16 protein-coding genes are annotated in these 15301 nt (G+C 39.2%); 6 read left to right on the top strand and 10 right to left on the bottom strand.

Annotation, left to right across the window (positions count from 1 at the left end; genetic code table 11):
* The first annotated feature begins 97 nt into the window (after window positions 1-97).
* Together proB and ACEW8O_RS07145 are read left to right on the top strand one after the other, a co-directional pair.
* A complete protein-coding gene (gene proB, locus ACEW8O_RS07150; protein ID WP_373493934.1) occupies window positions 98-1180 on the top strand; it encodes a glutamate 5-kinase in 1083 nt (360 codons plus the stop codon).
* Window positions 1173-2411 carry a glutamate-5-semialdehyde dehydrogenase gene (locus ACEW8O_RS07145; protein WP_373493935.1) on the top strand — a complete coding sequence of 413 codons (1239 nt, stop codon included), beginning with the start codon at window positions 1173-1175 and terminating at the stop codon, window positions 2409-2411. The genes proB and ACEW8O_RS07145 overlap by 8 nt, the downstream gene beginning before the upstream one ends.
* 131 nt (window positions 2412-2542) lie before the next feature.
* On the opposite strand, the gene ACEW8O_RS07140 is transcribed toward ACEW8O_RS07145, so the two are convergent.
* Together ACEW8O_RS07140 and ACEW8O_RS07135 are read right to left on the bottom strand one after the other, a co-directional pair.
* On the bottom strand, window positions 2543-3118 hold the full coding sequence (locus ACEW8O_RS07140) for a hypothetical protein (protein WP_373493933.1): 576 nt from the start codon (window positions 3116-3118) through the stop codon (window positions 2543-2545).
* A gap of 20 nt (window positions 3119-3138) precedes the next feature.
* Window positions 3139-3651 carry a hypothetical protein gene (locus ACEW8O_RS07135; RefSeq protein WP_373493932.1) on the bottom strand — a complete coding sequence of 171 codons (513 nt, stop codon included), beginning with the start codon at window positions 3649-3651 and terminating at the stop codon, window positions 3139-3141.
* 365 nt (window positions 3652-4016) lie between these two features.
* Here ACEW8O_RS07135 and ACEW8O_RS07130 point away from each other — a divergent pair, with 365 nt between their 5' ends.
* The gene (locus tag ACEW8O_RS07130; RefSeq protein WP_373493931.1) at window positions 4017-5420 is read left to right on the top strand and encodes an alkaline phosphatase; all 1404 of its coding nucleotides are present in this window, start codon (window positions 4017-4019) and stop codon (window positions 5418-5420) included.
* Window positions 5421-5447: 27 nt separating this feature from the next.
* On the opposite strand, the gene ACEW8O_RS07125 is transcribed toward ACEW8O_RS07130, so the two are convergent.
* Entirely contained in the window at window positions 5448-5828 is a 381-nt protein-coding gene (locus ACEW8O_RS07125) for a DUF983 domain-containing protein (RefSeq protein ID WP_373493930.1), read from the bottom strand.
* Between the two features lie 138 nt (window positions 5829-5966).
* Here ACEW8O_RS07125 and ACEW8O_RS07120 point away from each other — a divergent pair, with 138 nt between their 5' ends.
* Window positions 5967-6335 (top strand): hypothetical protein, encoded by a 369-nt coding sequence (locus ACEW8O_RS07120; protein ID WP_373493929.1) that lies wholly within the window; start codon window positions 5967-5969, stop codon window positions 6333-6335.
* A gap of 73 nt (window positions 6336-6408) precedes the next feature.
* Entirely contained in the window at window positions 6409-7302 is an 894-nt protein-coding gene (locus tag ACEW8O_RS07115; RefSeq protein ID WP_373493928.1) for an HAEPLYID family protein, read from the top strand.
* Window positions 7303-7902: 600 nt separating this feature from the next.
* Here the strand turns inward: ACEW8O_RS07115 and ACEW8O_RS07110 are convergent.
* The 5 genes from ACEW8O_RS07110 to ACEW8O_RS07090 all read right to left on the bottom strand — a co-directional run bounded on the left by ACEW8O_RS07110 (window position 7903) and on the right by ACEW8O_RS07090 (window position 10362).
* The gene (locus tag ACEW8O_RS07110) at window positions 7903-8142 is read right to left on the bottom strand and encodes a hypothetical protein (RefSeq protein WP_373493927.1); all 240 of its coding nucleotides are present in this window, start codon (window positions 8140-8142) and stop codon (window positions 7903-7905) included.
* 47 nt (window positions 8143-8189) lie between these two features.
* On the bottom strand, window positions 8190-8690 hold the full coding sequence (locus ACEW8O_RS07105; protein ID WP_373493926.1) for a DUF4920 domain-containing protein: 501 nt from the start codon (window positions 8688-8690) through the stop codon (window positions 8190-8192).
* Window positions 8691-8760: 70 nt separating this feature from the next.
* The gene (gene msrA / locus ACEW8O_RS07100) at window positions 8761-9417 is read right to left on the bottom strand and encodes a peptide-methionine (S)-S-oxide reductase MsrA (protein WP_373493925.1); all 657 of its coding nucleotides are present in this window, start codon (window positions 9415-9417) and stop codon (window positions 8761-8763) included.
* A 34-nt stretch (window positions 9418-9451) separates the two neighbouring features.
* Window positions 9452-9727, bottom strand: coding sequence for a DUF3253 domain-containing protein (locus tag ACEW8O_RS07095; protein ID WP_373493924.1), 276 nt, complete (start codon window positions 9725-9727; stop codon window positions 9452-9454).
* 89 nt (window positions 9728-9816) lie between these two features.
* Window positions 9817-10362, bottom strand: coding sequence for a class I SAM-dependent methyltransferase (locus ACEW8O_RS07090; protein WP_373493923.1), 546 nt, complete (start codon window positions 10360-10362; stop codon window positions 9817-9819).
* Between the two features lie 85 nt (window positions 10363-10447).
* On the opposite strand from ACEW8O_RS07090, the gene ACEW8O_RS07085 reads away from it, so the two are divergent.
* Entirely contained in the window at window positions 10448-12475 is a 2028-nt protein-coding gene (locus ACEW8O_RS07085) for an LTA synthase family protein (RefSeq protein WP_373493922.1), read from the top strand.
* A 382-nt stretch (window positions 12476-12857) separates the two neighbouring features.
* Here ACEW8O_RS07085 and ACEW8O_RS07080 read toward each other — a convergent pair whose 3' ends face one another.
* Together ACEW8O_RS07080 and ACEW8O_RS07075 are read right to left on the bottom strand one after the other, a co-directional pair.
* Complete coding sequence (locus ACEW8O_RS07080; protein ID WP_373493921.1) at window positions 12858-14060, bottom strand: hypothetical protein; 1203 nt, start codon at window positions 14058-14060, stop codon at window positions 12858-12860.
* Window positions 14060-15301 (bottom strand): YaiO family outer membrane beta-barrel protein, encoded by a 1242-nt coding sequence (locus ACEW8O_RS07075; RefSeq protein ID WP_373493920.1) that lies wholly within the window; start codon window positions 15299-15301, stop codon window positions 14060-14062. Before ACEW8O_RS07075 ends, ACEW8O_RS07080 begins: the two co-directional genes overlap by 1 nt.

Here is a 15301-nt window from a genome sequence, read left to right as displayed (position 1 = left end):
TTCAACTTTGGTCATGATCAGGTATTTTAAGAAAAAACGTTGGTTTTAGTATTTTTTTAATTATTGACATAATATTGTGTCAATTTCACAATAGCCCATGCATTCAATACACTGTGCAGTCATCAAGATAGGTTCTAATGTAGTTACTACCGAGTCGGGGCAACCTGATGAGGCGCGTATGAAGCATTTGGTAGGACAGATATCCTTCCTGATCGGAAAAGGAGTTAAAGTCCTGTTGGTTACCTCAGGTGCTGTTGCCTTCGGGAGACAGGAAATACCCCTTCAGGAAAAAATGAACCCTGTACTCAAAAAACAAATTTGGGCCTCAGTGGGTCAGATTGCCTTGATCCGAAAATATAAAAACCTATTTGCTGAAAACGGACATCAAGTAGCCCAAATCCTTGTTACAAAGGAGGATTTCAGGGACAGAAAACATTACCTGAATATGAGAAACTGTATCCTTGGCCTATTGTCCCAAGGCATAGTTCCCATCCTGAACGAGAATGATACCGTGGCCATCACAGAATTGATGTTTACGGACAATGACGAATTGGCATCTTTGGCTGCGGCCATGGTCAATGCTGATACTTTGATGCTCATGACCAATGTAGATGGGGTATTTGACGGGCCTCCCTCCGACCCTGCTTCCAAATTGATTCCTAAAATAGGACACAAAATGCCTGAACTATCATCAATGGTCAGTCCAACCAAATCCTCATTCGGGAGAGGTGGCATGTTGACCAAGCTTACCATGGCCAGAAAATCCGCAGACCTTGGAATCCAGGTTATCATAGCCAATGGCAAAAAAGACCATATTCTAAAAGGGATTTTAGAAGATAAGATTCCTTACTCCTATTTTGAACCAAAATCCTCTAAACAAAGCCAGAAAAAATGGCTTGCTCATGGTGAACAATACTATAAAGGTGAGGTGGTGATCAATGAAGGTGCAAAATCAGCTTTGAGCTCCGAAAAAATCGTCAGTCTCCTGCCCATAGGGATAGTTTCCACTTCAGGGGATTTTTCAAAAGGAGATATCATCCGTATCATTGATGAAAAAGGCGAAAAAATCGGACTGGGAAAATCAGAATATAATTCTTCTTCAGCTAAGCAGGTATTGGGACAAAAGAACCAGAAACCATTTATCCACTATGACTACCTCTACCTATTCCAACATGACTGATTATCAGCAGATTTTCAAATCCGTAAATTCCGCCACAAGAAAATTACCGGTACTCACTGAAGAAAATATCGTCAGAACCCTTCAATCACTTAGGGCAATAACACTTGAAAATATAGCGCTGATCTTAGAAGCTAACCGGCTTGACCTTGACAAAATGGATCCCAATGATCCAAAATATGACCGGCTACTACTTACTGAGGAAAGGATAAAAAATATATGCGGGGAAATTGCCCAAGTTGAATCTTTACAATCTCCCCTTAACAGGATCTTGGAAAGCAAAACTTTACAGAATGGGCTTGATCTTCAAAAAATCTCAGTTCCACTGGGGGTATTGGGAATTATATATGAGGCAAGACCCAATGTTACATTTGATGTGTTCAGCCTGGCACTGAAATCCGGCAATGGTCTTATCCTGAAAGGAAGCTCTGATGCAGCACATTCTAATCAAGCTATAATTTCCATCATTCACCAAGCCCTTGAATCAAACAATATTCCTAAAGAAGCATACCAACTACTGCCAGTGGAAAGATCGGCTACCAAAGCCCTATTGGAAGCTGTGGGATACGTTGATATCATTATTCCCCGTGGAAGTCAGGGGTTGATAGACTTTGTAAGACAAAATGCCAAAGTACCGGTAATAGAAACCGGGGCAGGGATCGTCCATACCTATTTTGATGAAACGGCTGATATCACTAAAGGGAAAGCAATCATTCACAATGCCAAAACAAGAAGGCCAAGTGTATGCAATAGCCTCGATTGCCTGATTATCCATCAGAGCCGTATCAGTGAACTTTCGGAGCTTATAGAACCGCTTATAAAATCAAGCGTGAAGATATTTGCGGATGAAAGGGCATTTACAAAACTTGAAGGAAAACCAGGGGTTGAAAAAGCGAGCGAAGAACATTTTGGGACCGAGTTTTTATCGCTTCAGATGTCCATCAAGACAGTATCAGGTTTGACAGAAGCCTTAGACCATATTTCAGAATATAGTTCTAAACACAGTGAGGCGATCATTTCTGAAAATCAGGACAATATCGATAAATTTCTAAAAATGGTAGATGCAGCCGCAGTATATGCCAATGCTTCAACGGCTTTTACGGACGGCAACCAATTTGGACTTGGTGCCGAGATCGGAATCAGTACCCAAAAACTCCATGCAAGAGGCCCTATGGCACTAAATGAACTGACTAGCTACAAGTGGATCATCAAAGGAAACGGACAAGTCAGATAAACTGACCTGAGTTTTTAATTTCCTTTATATAGGAATCCAAATTCAAACACGGTAATACTATTAACTAATCCTAAAGCTGGTTAAATTTTGGATTTATGCCATCTTTCGTCTTCCGTCTCCTGTCTTCCGTCTTAAAAAGCATACCCAAATCCAAGCCCCACCCATAATGGCCAAAAACCTCTATTATTGAATATCGGGTTCAGGTTGACTTTCCACATAAATCCCCCATCCTTTGGAACCCTTCGGTAACCAAAATTCAAGGTTCCCATAACATTGGGTGAACCATCAATTTCCAGAATAAACTCGGTAAAATCATCACGGGATGAGAATAAATCATTACATATAAACTCACCCGTACCAGGATCAAAAGTACCTGACTGACAAAAGGAATAAGTCGCGCTTTTGAATGCAACAAATGTAGCCCCGCCTCCGACTTCAAAGTAATGACCGTTTTTACCGAATAATTTATTGATCTGTACCGGGGCTGAAAAAAACGAATCTCCACCTGAAAATGCATATCCCCCTGCCCCTACCCGCATACCCCAGGAATCCATTTTTTCTTTGTCAAATCTGAAATCATAATTAAAGGAATAAGGCAATCCGGCACCTCCCAATTCGAGGTAGATTGATTGTGTAACAGGTTTTTCTTGAGCATAAACTGTGATAGGCAAAACTGCTATCAATAAGATCAAAAGTAAATTTTTCATGTTTTTTTTCTTAAGGTTAATTAATGAAATGCATATCCAAAACCAACACCTGCCCAGAGCGGCCAAAATCCATTTTGGTTGAAAACAGGAATCAAATTGGCCCTAAAAGTAAAGCCTCCGTCAACAGGGATTTTTCTATAGCCGAAATTTAAAGTCCCCATCAATGCAGGCGTGTTACCGGAATTTAAAATAAAATCAAAGTCTTTCCTGACTTGAGTGATATTACTATTCCATCCTGTAAAATCATCCCTGAAATAAATAAATGTGGCACCTCCTCCTACTTCAAAAAAGTGAACAGAACGTCCAAACAACTTGGTGGCCTGAACAGGAACAGTAAGCAGCGCATTCCTCTCCTTAACTCCTCCCCAGGTATTTGTTCTTGCATAACCACCGGCACCCACACGCAACCCCCAGGAATCCAGCCTGTCTTTATCAAACCTGAAATCATAATTAAAAGAGTAAACCAAGCCCGGTCCGCCCAATTCAACAAATACCGATTGAGTGGGAGGTGAATACTGGGCAAAACCCTGCATAGGGCAAAACAAAATTATTACAAATAAAACAGGAAAGATTTTTTTCCAAAACATAGAATCAGAATTTTTAAAGATGAATCACGGTGCAAAACTAAAAATATATTCAAACTTTCAACTATGGTTTTCATATATTAAATTCAATTTGTCATTATCGCCATGACGGGGTAAATGAATGAAATGTCTTAAGAGAGTAATTCAAATTGAAGGAAAATATTTCTTAGAACTTTAATACTCATTTTTGACCATTGGATGACTTTACGATTTAATAACAAAAAGCTAATCATTAATTTACCGGTTCGAAATACAGAAAAACCACATTTACGGATTAGAAACTAAAATCACGATTTATACCAAAATATAAGCTCATGAAAAGACGGGATTTCTTCAAAAATGGATTTTTGACAACTTTAGGTTTAGGGGCTATAGGTTCTTATCCAGTATTGGCCAATGGCACCGAACTGAAAAAAGGTCAGGCAAAAAACATCATATTTCTTGTGAGTGACGGAATGAGTACCGGCACCTTGAATATGGCAGATATCCTATTGAGACATAAAGAAGGAAGGCCATCAAAATGGATCAGTTTGTATGAAACCAATACTGTCAAAAGGTCTCTGATGGATACCGCTTCTGCAAGTTCTTTTGTGACTGATTCTGCGGCAGCAGGGTCTGCATGGGGTGGCGGAATGAGGGTCAAAAATGGTGCGCTCAATATCGGCCCAAATGGAGAAAGACCTGTCCCAATCCTTCAAAAGTTTAAATCACTGGGCAAGGCTGTAGGTTGCGTGACAACTGTTCAGATTACCCATGCTACACCTGCATCCTTTTGTGTCAATAACAATAGCAGAAACGCGATGGCTGATATTGCCGAGGATTATATGAAGTTGAAGTTTGATGTGATGATGGGAGGCGGGGGCAATTTCTTTAGCTCTGAAAAGAGATCGGATCAGAAGGATTTATATAATGCTTACAGACAAGCCGGTTTCGATGTAGCTAGAAGCAAATCTGACATGATGAGCTTAAATGGAGGCAAACCTATATTAGGAATCTTTGCCGATGACGGACTTCCTTATACAGTGGACCGGGTCAACGATGAAACATTGAATGCATCTGTCCCCAGTCTTGCTGATATGACAAAGAAAGCCATTGAGGTATTAAGCAAAAACAAAAATGGATTTGTGATGCAGGTAGAAGGTGGAAAGGTAGATTGGGCAGCCCATGGAAATGATGGACCTGCATTGCTATATGATCAAGTTGATTTTGATGGGGCATTGGCTGTCGCAATGGATTTTGCACAAAAGGATAAAGAAACATTGGTGATCATTACCACGGACCATGGCAATAGTAACCCGGGACTTTTTCCCAGTGGCCTGACTGAAAAAAATTTCGAAAAGCTTTATACTACCACTGCTTCTAACGAATGGGTATTAAATCAGATCAATCCTGATTTCAGTGCGCAACAAGTTATTGATATTTTTATGGAGCATCAGCACATCCACTTCAAAACCGAGGATGCACAATTACTTTTGAAAAATTATGTAAAAGATGCGGATGGCTTATATAATCCCAACAACCTCCCATTTATGTCATTGGCCTCCATGCAATCCTTACACAACTCCATTCAATGGGCAGGTAACAACCACTCAGGAGACTATGTAGAATTGGCAATGTACGGTCCCGGTTCTGAAAATTTACCGGGGTTTGTAAGGAATTATGAGCTGCACAACTTCATTTTGAAAGCAAGTGGGGTTCAGAAAGAAATGTGGGCTTAAGAGGTTACGGGGTAAAGAAGACCCAGCTTAATCTTTCACGGGTGTGTACTTCAGTTTTCCAAGCCAATACAAATATAGGATCTTGGAATATCTCAGCATAAGTGGCAATAAGATAATATTCGCAAAGAATACTGTGAGGATATAAGTCATCACCTCTGGGTCATTAAAAAAATAATTGAGTATAATCAACACAGTAACGACCAACGCCACTGAAAAAGCATAGCTGATGTACATGGCACCATAAAAGAAATCGGGTTCCGGCATCAGATATGCATCACAATTTGGGCAATGCTGATTGACCTCTGTCAATTTCCTGTAACTAAATATTGACACTGGAAAAATATTACCTTCCCTGCATTTTGGACACTTACCCTGAAGTATCGCTGCCCCTAAAGACCTATTTTTCATAATCTGTCATTAACCTTTGCTAACATGGTCAATATCGAACAAACAAAAGTGATGTAGGTCACGTTCCAAAGATTTGAATATTCAACAAGAAACCCAATTTTCTTAATATTTGACTATATTTGCGGCATGTTGTTGGTAATGAAAAGATATCACCTTTTGAAATGGATCAATTATTTGCTTTTGATCAATTTCATCAATCTTTCAGCAAATTTTTACCACGCATCTGTCATGGATTCAACAGTTTTGGAAAACTATGATCCCATCGATTCTCTTACCGAATTAGTCTTGGAATATGTTCTTGATATGGATGATGAAACGATTCCTGACACTGAAGTTCCGCATGAAAAAAGAAAATTGATAGATGTTAAAATCATCATTGAAAAAAGCTTCACTTGTCAACTTCAAAAATCAAATAACAAACTCACTTCAAGAACTTTTTATTACGAAGATATCTTCAAAGAAATTGATTTAGAGCAATCCTCCCCTCCACCTAAATCCAAAGCCTGATTTTTCAATTATCCCTTTTACAATAATGGGATTACATAGCTTGGATAAAACAAAAAACCTTTAAATCAAATCAATGAAACGGATTTATATATTGCTGGCTGTCATGTTATTGACCTGCGGGCGCATACTGGCACAGGATGCTCAAATTGACAGTGTCAAATTGGAAAGAATAATATTGGACAGTATTTTTTTAGCAGAATTTGAAAAACCAAAACCAGACCAAAAACCGAAGGTCCTCCATGCAGAACCGCTTTACATCGATCTTATCCGTGACTTGGGAGCTAGAAAAGGAGAAAAAGAATGGAACGTTGGAATGGGAATGACAGATAAGCGGGATTTTGATGAATATGAGTTATTGGTGGAATATGAATGGGCGCCTATAGACCGATTGGGATTCGAAGTTGAGGTTCCTGTCACACTATTCAGCAAAAGAGAAGATCTGCCTACTGACCGTACACAGCCTGCCAATAGGATTGAATCCATAAAGCTCGCCACACAATGGTCCTTTCTGGTTTCAGAAAAAGCCAAAACCAGCCTGGCACTTGGGTATATACATGAGTTTGAGTTTGTTGATTTAAACAAAATTGGTCGGGGTGATCTGTTCAAAGGAAATGTCTTCAATCCCTTTTTTATTGCTGCAAAAAGATGGGGGAGTAATTACCATTCATTGATTTATACAGGCCCAAGAATTGAAAAGGGATTTAACCAAAAAAGTGATTTTAGTTATGAAATCCACACCAATCTCCATTACATGATTGCCGGTACCAGAAATTTTATTGGAATTGAAGTTAACAAAGAAATACATAATGGAAAATTGGAAGCCGTAATGAGACCACAAATGCGAGTAGGTCTGGCAGAAAATTTAATGATTGGTATTGTAACCGGTATTCCCATTAACAGAGCTCAAGAGGGTCTCAGTTCTTTTATAAGGATCATTTATGAACCTGGGTTTAAGACTTTTAATTAGGAGGGGGGAAAGGATGAGGGTAGAGAGAGTAGATCTTAGATCTTAGATCTTAGATTTTAGATTTGGGAGAGATTCGGAGATGAGGGGGAAGGGAGAAAGGATGAGGGATGAAGGATGAAGGAATGTGCGTCATTGCGAGGAGCACTTGGGAAACTTTGATATTTTGAACAGTCCTTCGTGCGACGTGGCAATCTCCTTAGATGAAAGATGAGAGTGTGAAACAAAAGAAAACCAATAAAAAAGTGTCAAGTAAATTCAGAACGTGACACGTGTCTGAGTAATAAAATTGGCATATACAGAAAGGGTAATGACATCAAGTTAGCCGCCTGGCAGCCGTCATCCCGAGGTACGAGGGATCTCTTGAGGTTCTATTGTGTTCAAATTTACATTTCCTGTTCCTCATGAGAAACTGCTCCGATTACGTTGTTGCGAACCCGATTGCTAGGCTTTATTGTTTTAACAAAAAAATAATGGAACCACAAAAGTGTCAAAAGAATACAAAAGTTACTGATATCAACTTTTGGTGATATAGTCTTTTGTTCCCTTTTGTTTCTTTTGTGGTTCAAATAAAAAGCCCTGGGATTTCTCCAAGGGCTTTTTTTAAAATCTTTTGGGGACAAGTCCGTGAGAACTTTCTCCGATAACTTCATCTAATTCATAATCTTTCCCTTTTCCCCAACGTAGCAATTCCTCTATGGTATAAATCTCAGTAGTCTCAAGGTCCTTTACTTTGAAGTTATCTCCGGATAACCTGGCCAAAATCTCAAGCTTGCGCTTTTCACCCATGTTGGTGAATTCATATATTCTCCCCACCCTAAGATTATCCAAAGCAATTGCCATATCATTCCCTATCTAACTTATTGATTCCCTTAACAGGACCAAGACTATCAGGCATCCTCTCTGATAATTACCCCAATTGCCTCGAAAGCATATTCCTGCTTTGGTTCTGTGATGGCCTCAATTTCTTCTTTGGTCTTGCCTGCGTCTTCAGCATAATGTTTTAAAGTAGCCACATCAGTCACTTTCCTGCTTGCCACACCTTCAATGACAACAGGATATCCCTGAGAATTCAGTGGTACAAAAAATCCGTAATCTTTGAATGTCACCCTCATGGTCTGACCATTTGGAAGATCTATTGTCATCCAACAGCCCTTTTTAGCACAGACTTCTTTGATCTCCCCTACAACTTTGCCTTCAAATTCATCATTGACCTGAAGTTCACTAACCAGTTGAGTTAAGGAAACTACACCCGAATCGTTGATCTCTTCGCCAAAGTACCCTGTCGGAGTATCGCCATCCACTCCTTCATTAGTTTTTTCAGTAGATTGTGATTGACATGACCATAGGAGGATGATGGCAAGAATGGAATAGAGAATGTTCTTTTTCATAATGGTCTGATTTTAGTATTTCAAAACTAAATATAGAAAAGGTGTAATCCAACAAATTGCAACAAGATACTTATTTGAGCTTCTCAGCAAATGCCTTTTTGAATTTTTCAACTTTGGGTCTGATCACAAACTGGCAGTAGGGCTGCATTCCGTTGTCATTGAAATAATTTTGATGGTAATCTTCCGCAACATAGAAATTGCTGAATGGTGTAATCTCAGTTACTATGGGCCTATTGAAAGCACCTGATTCGGCAAGTCTATTTTTGTAGAATTCAGCTTCTTTTTTTTGATCATCAGAATGAAAAAATACCGCTGACCTGTATTGGGGTCCTACATCATTACCTTGCCTGTTCAATGTTGTGGGATCGTGGGTTGACCAAAAAATCTCCAGTATTTCACCGTAGGTAATGACCTTTGGGTCAAACATTACCTGAATCACTTCCGCATGACCTGTGGTGGCAGAAGTCACCTGTTTGTAGGTAGGCTTATCTATATGACCTCCACTGTAGCCGGACTCAACCCTCTCTACACCTTTCAGATCCTGATATATCGCTTCTGTACACCAGAAGCAGCCACCTCCAAGCGTGGCAATTTCAAATCCTTCGGGAACTTGTACGGTTGTTTTTGGTAGGTCCTTCATATTTTTTTGTTTTTGGGATGGAGCTTGCTGTGCACATGCCAAAGTAGCAAAGAAAAGCATCCCCATCATAAATTGTAATGATCTCATGTTAACTTGATTTATGGCATAACATCTTAAGGACTCAAGAAGTTTTGGCTTTTGCTTTTATCCTGTATGAAACCTTTGAAATCAGATTTGGCACTACAGGAATATCATCTTTCAGAACAATTATTTTTCCCGATCTGTACAGTTCCATCATTGCCTCCTCAGCCTCAGAAATAAAATAAATCCAATGTTGGGGATAAATCCACTTCACAACATCATCAAGAGAAAAACTCTCATCCTTTCTTAGCCGGCACATTTCCATGATGGCTATTTTAAGAATGTTGGGTTCTATGTATTGTTGTTTTTTTAACATAATGGATTCATGCGATGACTTTGACCATTCATGCCATGACTTCGAGTCATGGCATGAATATAGGAATAGTCATGGCATGAATAAACCGGTCAATGGCACACTAAAATAAACGTAGGCGGGAAATTCTTAATGGTTAAGTGGCTTTTGATATCAGAGAAATAATTGGCAAACTGATATTTCAGCAGATAGGAATAACAGATTTGGATAAATTTCCCATGACCATTGATGGCTGCTTTGCTTTTTTTATAGATTTCATCACGGGACTCCTTGTTGATCAGACTAAGGGGTAGGGATGAAAGTATCATGTCCGCTTTTTCACCATTGAGGTATTTGTCAATATGCTCTGCCGAATCGCAGATTATTTTAACATTATCCTGGGGAAATTCTTTTTCTAGATTATCACAAAAAGCTTTACTGATTTCAAAGACCAGCAGGACAGTATTTTCTTCCATTCTTTCAACAATTCCTTTGGTGATGCTTCCATCACCTCCCCCAAGCTCTACAATCAACTTTGCCCCATTAAAATCTGCATAAGAAAGCATTTTGTTAACCAAAGAAAGAGAGCTGAAAGTGATCGCTCCAGTGGTAGAGATATTCTTGCATAGCTCTTTCAGTAAGACACTTTTATTTTTCATATTTTTCCTAATAATCCCGCAAGATAGGAATTTTAAAAAAAAATCGTTTGTATTGTTAACTGAGTTATTTATAAGTTTTCACCCAATGTCCACCCAAGCACAAATTAGCTCTGATTTAATATCCAATCTCAAAGCTTCATTTATCAATTTCTGGAAAATCGGAATTCCTTTTATGGTGATTTTTTTATTGTTCCGAATTGTGGAGACAAAGGCGGTTTTTGTTATCCATAACTTGCCTTTTAAAAAAAACACCATCCTAACATCCGGCCTTGTAAGTGACTTGTTATGGGTTTTTTATGTATTGGGTTTTTTATTGATCCTCCATATCCTACTTGGACTGGCTTTTCCTAAATTCGGAAAAATACTTGTAAAATCTTCCGCTACACTTTTGATCCTGTTTCAGGCGGGTCTGATATTCTATTTCACCAAAATGCTTTTACCTTTAGGGGAGGACCTCTATGCATATACTCCAAGCGATGTGATTGCCACGGTAAAGGCATCCGGAGAATTCAACCTGTTAAACCTTGTAGCAGCTGTATTGGCTTTTGGACTTGTTTATATCATCCTCAGTATTGGCAAATGGCTTCCTCTGAATTTCAACACTGCGATAACCTTTACAATAATCTGTTATGCCTTCATTATAGGTTTAAATTTTCTGCCCTTGGATAAACAACAGAATTTAGGTGAAATCGAAAGAAATCTAACGGTCAATAAAACCCAATATTTTTACAATCAGTCCTACAATTACTTCACAAACCGGGATTACCTGTTTTTTGACTTCTATTTATCTCCGCCGACCAGAGCTAACCTATTGGTAGAAAAAGAATTTATAGAACCAAATTATCCTTTCCTGCACAAAAACAATTACCCCGATGTTTTAAGCCCTTATTTTGTTGAATTTGATACCATTCCCGACCTGGTTTTTATCATCGTCGAGGGATTGGGAAAAGCCTATTCAGGCGAAGCAGCATATCTGGGAAGTTTCACACCATTTTTGGATTCGCTCAGCAACCATTCACTTTATTGGAAAAACGGTCTATCTACCACAGGAAGAACCTTTGGAGTACTTACAAGCATCTTTGGTTCCCTTCCTTTTGCCCAAAAAGGATTTATGGAACAGGCCCCGGAATTTCCGCTTCACTTATCCTTGTTTTCATTATTGAAGCAAAACGGCTATTTCACCAACTATCACATTGGTGCAGACAGGAACTTTGATAATGTGGGGCCGTTTTTGGAATATCAAAAAGTGGACAGGATATTGGATATGTCATCCTTTGATGCGGATTTTGAAGAAACCCCTTCCAAGTCAGGATTCTCATGGGGCTATCCTGACAAGGCCATGTTTGAAAATGGCATGAGAAAAATCCCTAGGGAAATCAGCCAACCACAATTGTCGGTTTTTCAGACCCAAACCTCTCATGACCCTTTCCTTATTCCTGACGAGCAAAAATATTTTGACCTATTTGAAACCTATATCACCAAGACCTTGCGTTCAAATCCCACGCAGATAACCGACTACAGGAATTACAAAAGCATGTATGCCAGTATCCTCTATGTGGATGAGGCTATCAGGGAGTTTTTCGAGGAGTATAAAAACATGCCCAAATATGAAAACACCATATTCATCATCACAGGTGACCACAGGCTACCGGAAATCCCACTGGCAACCACCATGGACAGGTTTCATGTTCCCATCATGATCTTCTCCGAAAAAATTCAAAGACCAAAAAGAATGCATGGGATCACCACCCATTTTGAAATCACCCCTACCCTTCTGGCTTTCCTGAAAACTCATTATGAACTGAACCTACCATCACTGACTGCCTGGAAGGGATATGTAATGGATACCTCCGCTGTTTTTCAGGCCAACATTACCAATCCTTTAATGAGAAACAAAAATCAACTGATTGATTATATCAGCAATGACCATGTACTTTCAGACAACCAACTTTACCGGCTCTATGACAACATGGATATGGAACCGGTCACAGATATCAGACTGAAAGAAAAACTGGCCCGGGAATTCGAAAGTTACAGGAATTCAAACCGCTATGCCACCGAAAACAACAGGATCATCCCGGATTCCCTGAGGATCTACTTGCCAGTGAGGTAAATTTTGGTTGGAAAAGGAAAGAAGACAGGAGACAGAAGGCGGGAGAAAGTGAGTCACTTTCGCCAATGGTAGTAACATTTTGGATATGTTCAGAATAGGTAATTACATTGGTTTGATTTATATATAATTAATTTAAGTGAAATTAATGCGAAACCAGTAAATAATTGCACTTATCAATATTCTGTCAATGGCAGCCTAATTAGCCGGCTTTATTGTTTTAACAAAAATGATGGAACCACAAAAGCGACAAAAGAAAACAAAAGTTACTGAATATCAATTTTTTGTGATATAGTCTTTTGTTCCCTTTTGTTTCTTATGTGGTTCCAATAAAATTCCCTTTGTTATCCACTATGATACCAATAGCCAAATAATAAAAATCTCCTCAATCATGCCTTCGCCGTGCTTCAGAATCCTTTATGATGTTTTTCATCAGAGGATAATAATAATTCCAGAAAAAACTGTCCCTCTGGGAATAATCCTCTGACTGCAAGAACATCCTCCATAACTTCGATATTCCAAAAAACTTATAAGAGCTTCCACTCACTGGATTATCTGCAAAATCACCACAGAAATAGTAAAACTTACCGTTGCCGTTTTCTTTTACCACTGCTGCAGGAAAATACCTTGGTACACCCATTTCCCGCAATTTACCAATTCCTACCTCAGTTGGAAGCAAATCATAATAGGAGATAACTTCAAATTCCCTGCTTACCAAAACCACATCAATCCAATATGGATATTTGACAATTTCCGGTATTTCGTATTTTTTTTGATTCTTGGAGGTCGAAACAATGTTTGGAACATTATTCTTAAAATCCCTTCCGAACTGTAATATTTCCAATGATCCGTTTTCATGCAGGAAAACCATTCCAGGACCTGATAAGCCCCAAGTCCCTTTATGATGGGTAACATAACCATTGATCAGCCATCTGGGCAAATCAATGTTCAGCAGGGTATCCAATTCATCGAAATACCTTGTAATCCAGCCCGTCCACTTAATTTCTGCAAGGTTTTCAAATTCCATCCTTACTGCTTTACTTGTCGGGCTAGCTATGGTATTGAACTCGGCAATGATGTCAATTTCTTTCTTGTACGCTGCTTTCAAAAATCCAATATCGGATTGATCCATTCCACCATAAATTTTTTTGGAAGGCCCTTCCAATACAGGTTCCATGAAGTCGTTTTCATATACACCATAGGTATCTGCAAAATACACCAAATGGTTATCAGTCAACAACTTGTCTATTGCATTTTCTGAAAGCGAAGAAAAATCATTAATACTAGCATCTTCCAAAGTGGTTCCCGGGAAGTAACCGAAATAATCTTTTGATTGATCATAAAACCCACCATCCTGTTTGGTATATCTAAAATGATTGAGCAGCCAATGAATGGATTGGTGTTCTTGATATTCGTGATCGGGAACGGTTTTATTGACAATCAAAACCCCAAATTGACCGGAAGGAATCAAATACCATACACCCAAACTTAAAAGAGGTGTTGCAACAAAAAACAAAAGGGCCAAAAAAAGCCAGAAGGATAAAAGCTTCAATTCTGCTGGAAAATATTTGGACCAAGATTTTTTCATCAGAATCTGAATTCGGTACCTACTGAAATGTTCAAGTTGTTTCTGAAATTGGTTTTTGAAATTTCATCTCTTGAATACCCCACAAATCCAAATCCTATCCATCTCGGAGTCCATAGGTGTTGGTAACCAGCCCTGACCCTGTAAGAATTTAATAACTGGGATTGAAAGTCTCTATTCTCCTCATCCGGGGAAACTCCTGTAGAGGCCTGTAAACTGAAAAAATCCTCCGGCCCGCTAAAGTAATACCTGACCTGTAAGTTGCCGCTGCTTGATGAGCCTTCTGCTCCGGGGATAACGTTCAATCTCAAGTTTAACCACCAATTACTAATGTATTTTCCAAATGAAGATGTGATGATATGTGTTGTTTCAGAAAACTGAAGGTACCTATAACCTGCCTCAATTTCATAGGCTTTTGGCAAATTCCAGAAAACACTTGTACCAAACCTGAATTTTGGGAAAAAGAAGGCCTCCGAAAAACCAACATTCAAATAGCCATAAGAATTTTTACCCAATGAAGGAAATGCATCCAATTCAAACTGTGTACCGCTATCGTCGAACCTCTGGGAATGAGTAACCCTTGCTATAAGGGAACCGGTCAGATTAGTCCTGGTCCTGCCATAAAGTGAATACGTGTTCCATGGACTGATAGCATCGGCAAATGAATCATAGTCGTAGGTGGCACCGACAGCATTTATCCGGGTAAGCCTCCTCAATGTCTGTATATAACCCAATATCCCTTCCGTTTTTGGGGCTTTGGCAAATACCTCATTGGCAAGCTTAAGCGCTTCTTTGTAGGATTCTCTGTAATAATACAATCTTGACTTTCGGTATTTCAAAGCTGATGAGGAAGGACCGATTTTTTCGATTCCCGTTTCAAGTACCTCAGAGGCCTTTTCATAATCCCCGCTCCAAAATAGATTGTCTATATAAGCGACATACACATCCTCATATTCAGGGCTTGCCAAAAGGGCTCTTTCATAATACATCCCAGCAGAATCATACTGTCCATCCCAACTAAAAGACCTCCCCATCAAAACCAAAACGTCTGCATACTCCGGATATTGTGAGAGTACTTTTCGGAGGATGTCTCTTCCCTCTTCTCTTTTCCCATCCAATATCAATTTCCTTGCTTCAAAATATAATTCATCCGGATCAAAGCTTTCCTGAGCTATCGCTGATGATAGAGAAATCATCTGTATTGATAGCATCAGTAAAGAAATTAAAATTATATGTCTCTTCAT

The organism is Aquiflexum sp. (assembly GCF_041749095.1).
GTDB lineage: Bacteria > Bacteroidota > Bacteroidia > Cytophagales > Cyclobacteriaceae > Aquiflexum.
This window is presented reverse-complemented; position numbering and strand designations above follow the sequence as displayed.

Coding starts and splice junctions, on each gene's coding strand:
- proB (WP_373493934.1), top strand. CDS start 98: ATGCATTCAATACACTGTGCAGTCATCAAGATAGGTTCTAATGTAGTT.
- ACEW8O_RS07145 (WP_373493935.1), top strand. CDS start 1,173: ATGACTGATTATCAGCAGATTTTCAAATCCGTAAATTCCGCCACAAGA.
- ACEW8O_RS07140 (WP_373493933.1), bottom strand. CDS start 3,118: ATGAAAAATTTACTTTTGATCTTATTGATAGCAGTTTTGCCTATCACA.
- ACEW8O_RS07135 (WP_373493932.1), bottom strand. CDS start 3,651: ATGCAGGGTTTTGCCCAGTATTCACCTCCCACTCAATCGGTATTTGTT.
- ACEW8O_RS07130 (WP_373493931.1), top strand. CDS start 4,017: ATGAAAAGACGGGATTTCTTCAAAAATGGATTTTTGACAACTTTAGGT.
- ACEW8O_RS07125 (WP_373493930.1), bottom strand. CDS start 5,828: ATGAAAAATAGGTCTTTAGGGGCAGCGATACTTCAGGGTAAGTGTCCA.
- ACEW8O_RS07120 (WP_373493929.1), top strand. CDS start 5,967: ATGAAAAGATATCACCTTTTGAAATGGATCAATTATTTGCTTTTGATC.
- ACEW8O_RS07115 (WP_373493928.1), top strand. CDS start 6,409: ATGAAACGGATTTATATATTGCTGGCTGTCATGTTATTGACCTGCGGG.
- ACEW8O_RS07110 (WP_373493927.1), bottom strand. CDS start 8,142: ATGGCAATTGCTTTGGATAATCTTAGGGTGGGGAGAATATATGAATTC.
- ACEW8O_RS07105 (WP_373493926.1), bottom strand. CDS start 8,690: ATGAAAAAGAACATTCTCTATTCCATTCTTGCCATCATCCTCCTATGG.
- msrA (WP_373493925.1), bottom strand. CDS start 9,417: ATGAGATCATTACAATTTATGATGGGGATGCTTTTCTTTGCTACTTTG.
- ACEW8O_RS07095 (WP_373493924.1), bottom strand. CDS start 9,727: ATGTTAAAAAAACAACAATACATAGAACCCAACATTCTTAAAATAGCC.
- ACEW8O_RS07090 (WP_373493923.1), bottom strand. CDS start 10,362: ATGAAAAATAAAAGTGTCTTACTGAAAGAGCTATGCAAGAATATCTCT.
- ACEW8O_RS07085 (WP_373493922.1), top strand. CDS start 10,448: ATGTCCACCCAAGCACAAATTAGCTCTGATTTAATATCCAATCTCAAA.
- ACEW8O_RS07080 (WP_373493921.1), bottom strand. CDS start 14,060: ATGAAAAAATCTTGGTCCAAATATTTTCCAGCAGAATTGAAGCTTTTA.
- ACEW8O_RS07075 (WP_373493920.1), bottom strand. CDS start 15,301: ATGAAGAGACATATAATTTTAATTTCTTTACTGATGCTATCAATACAG.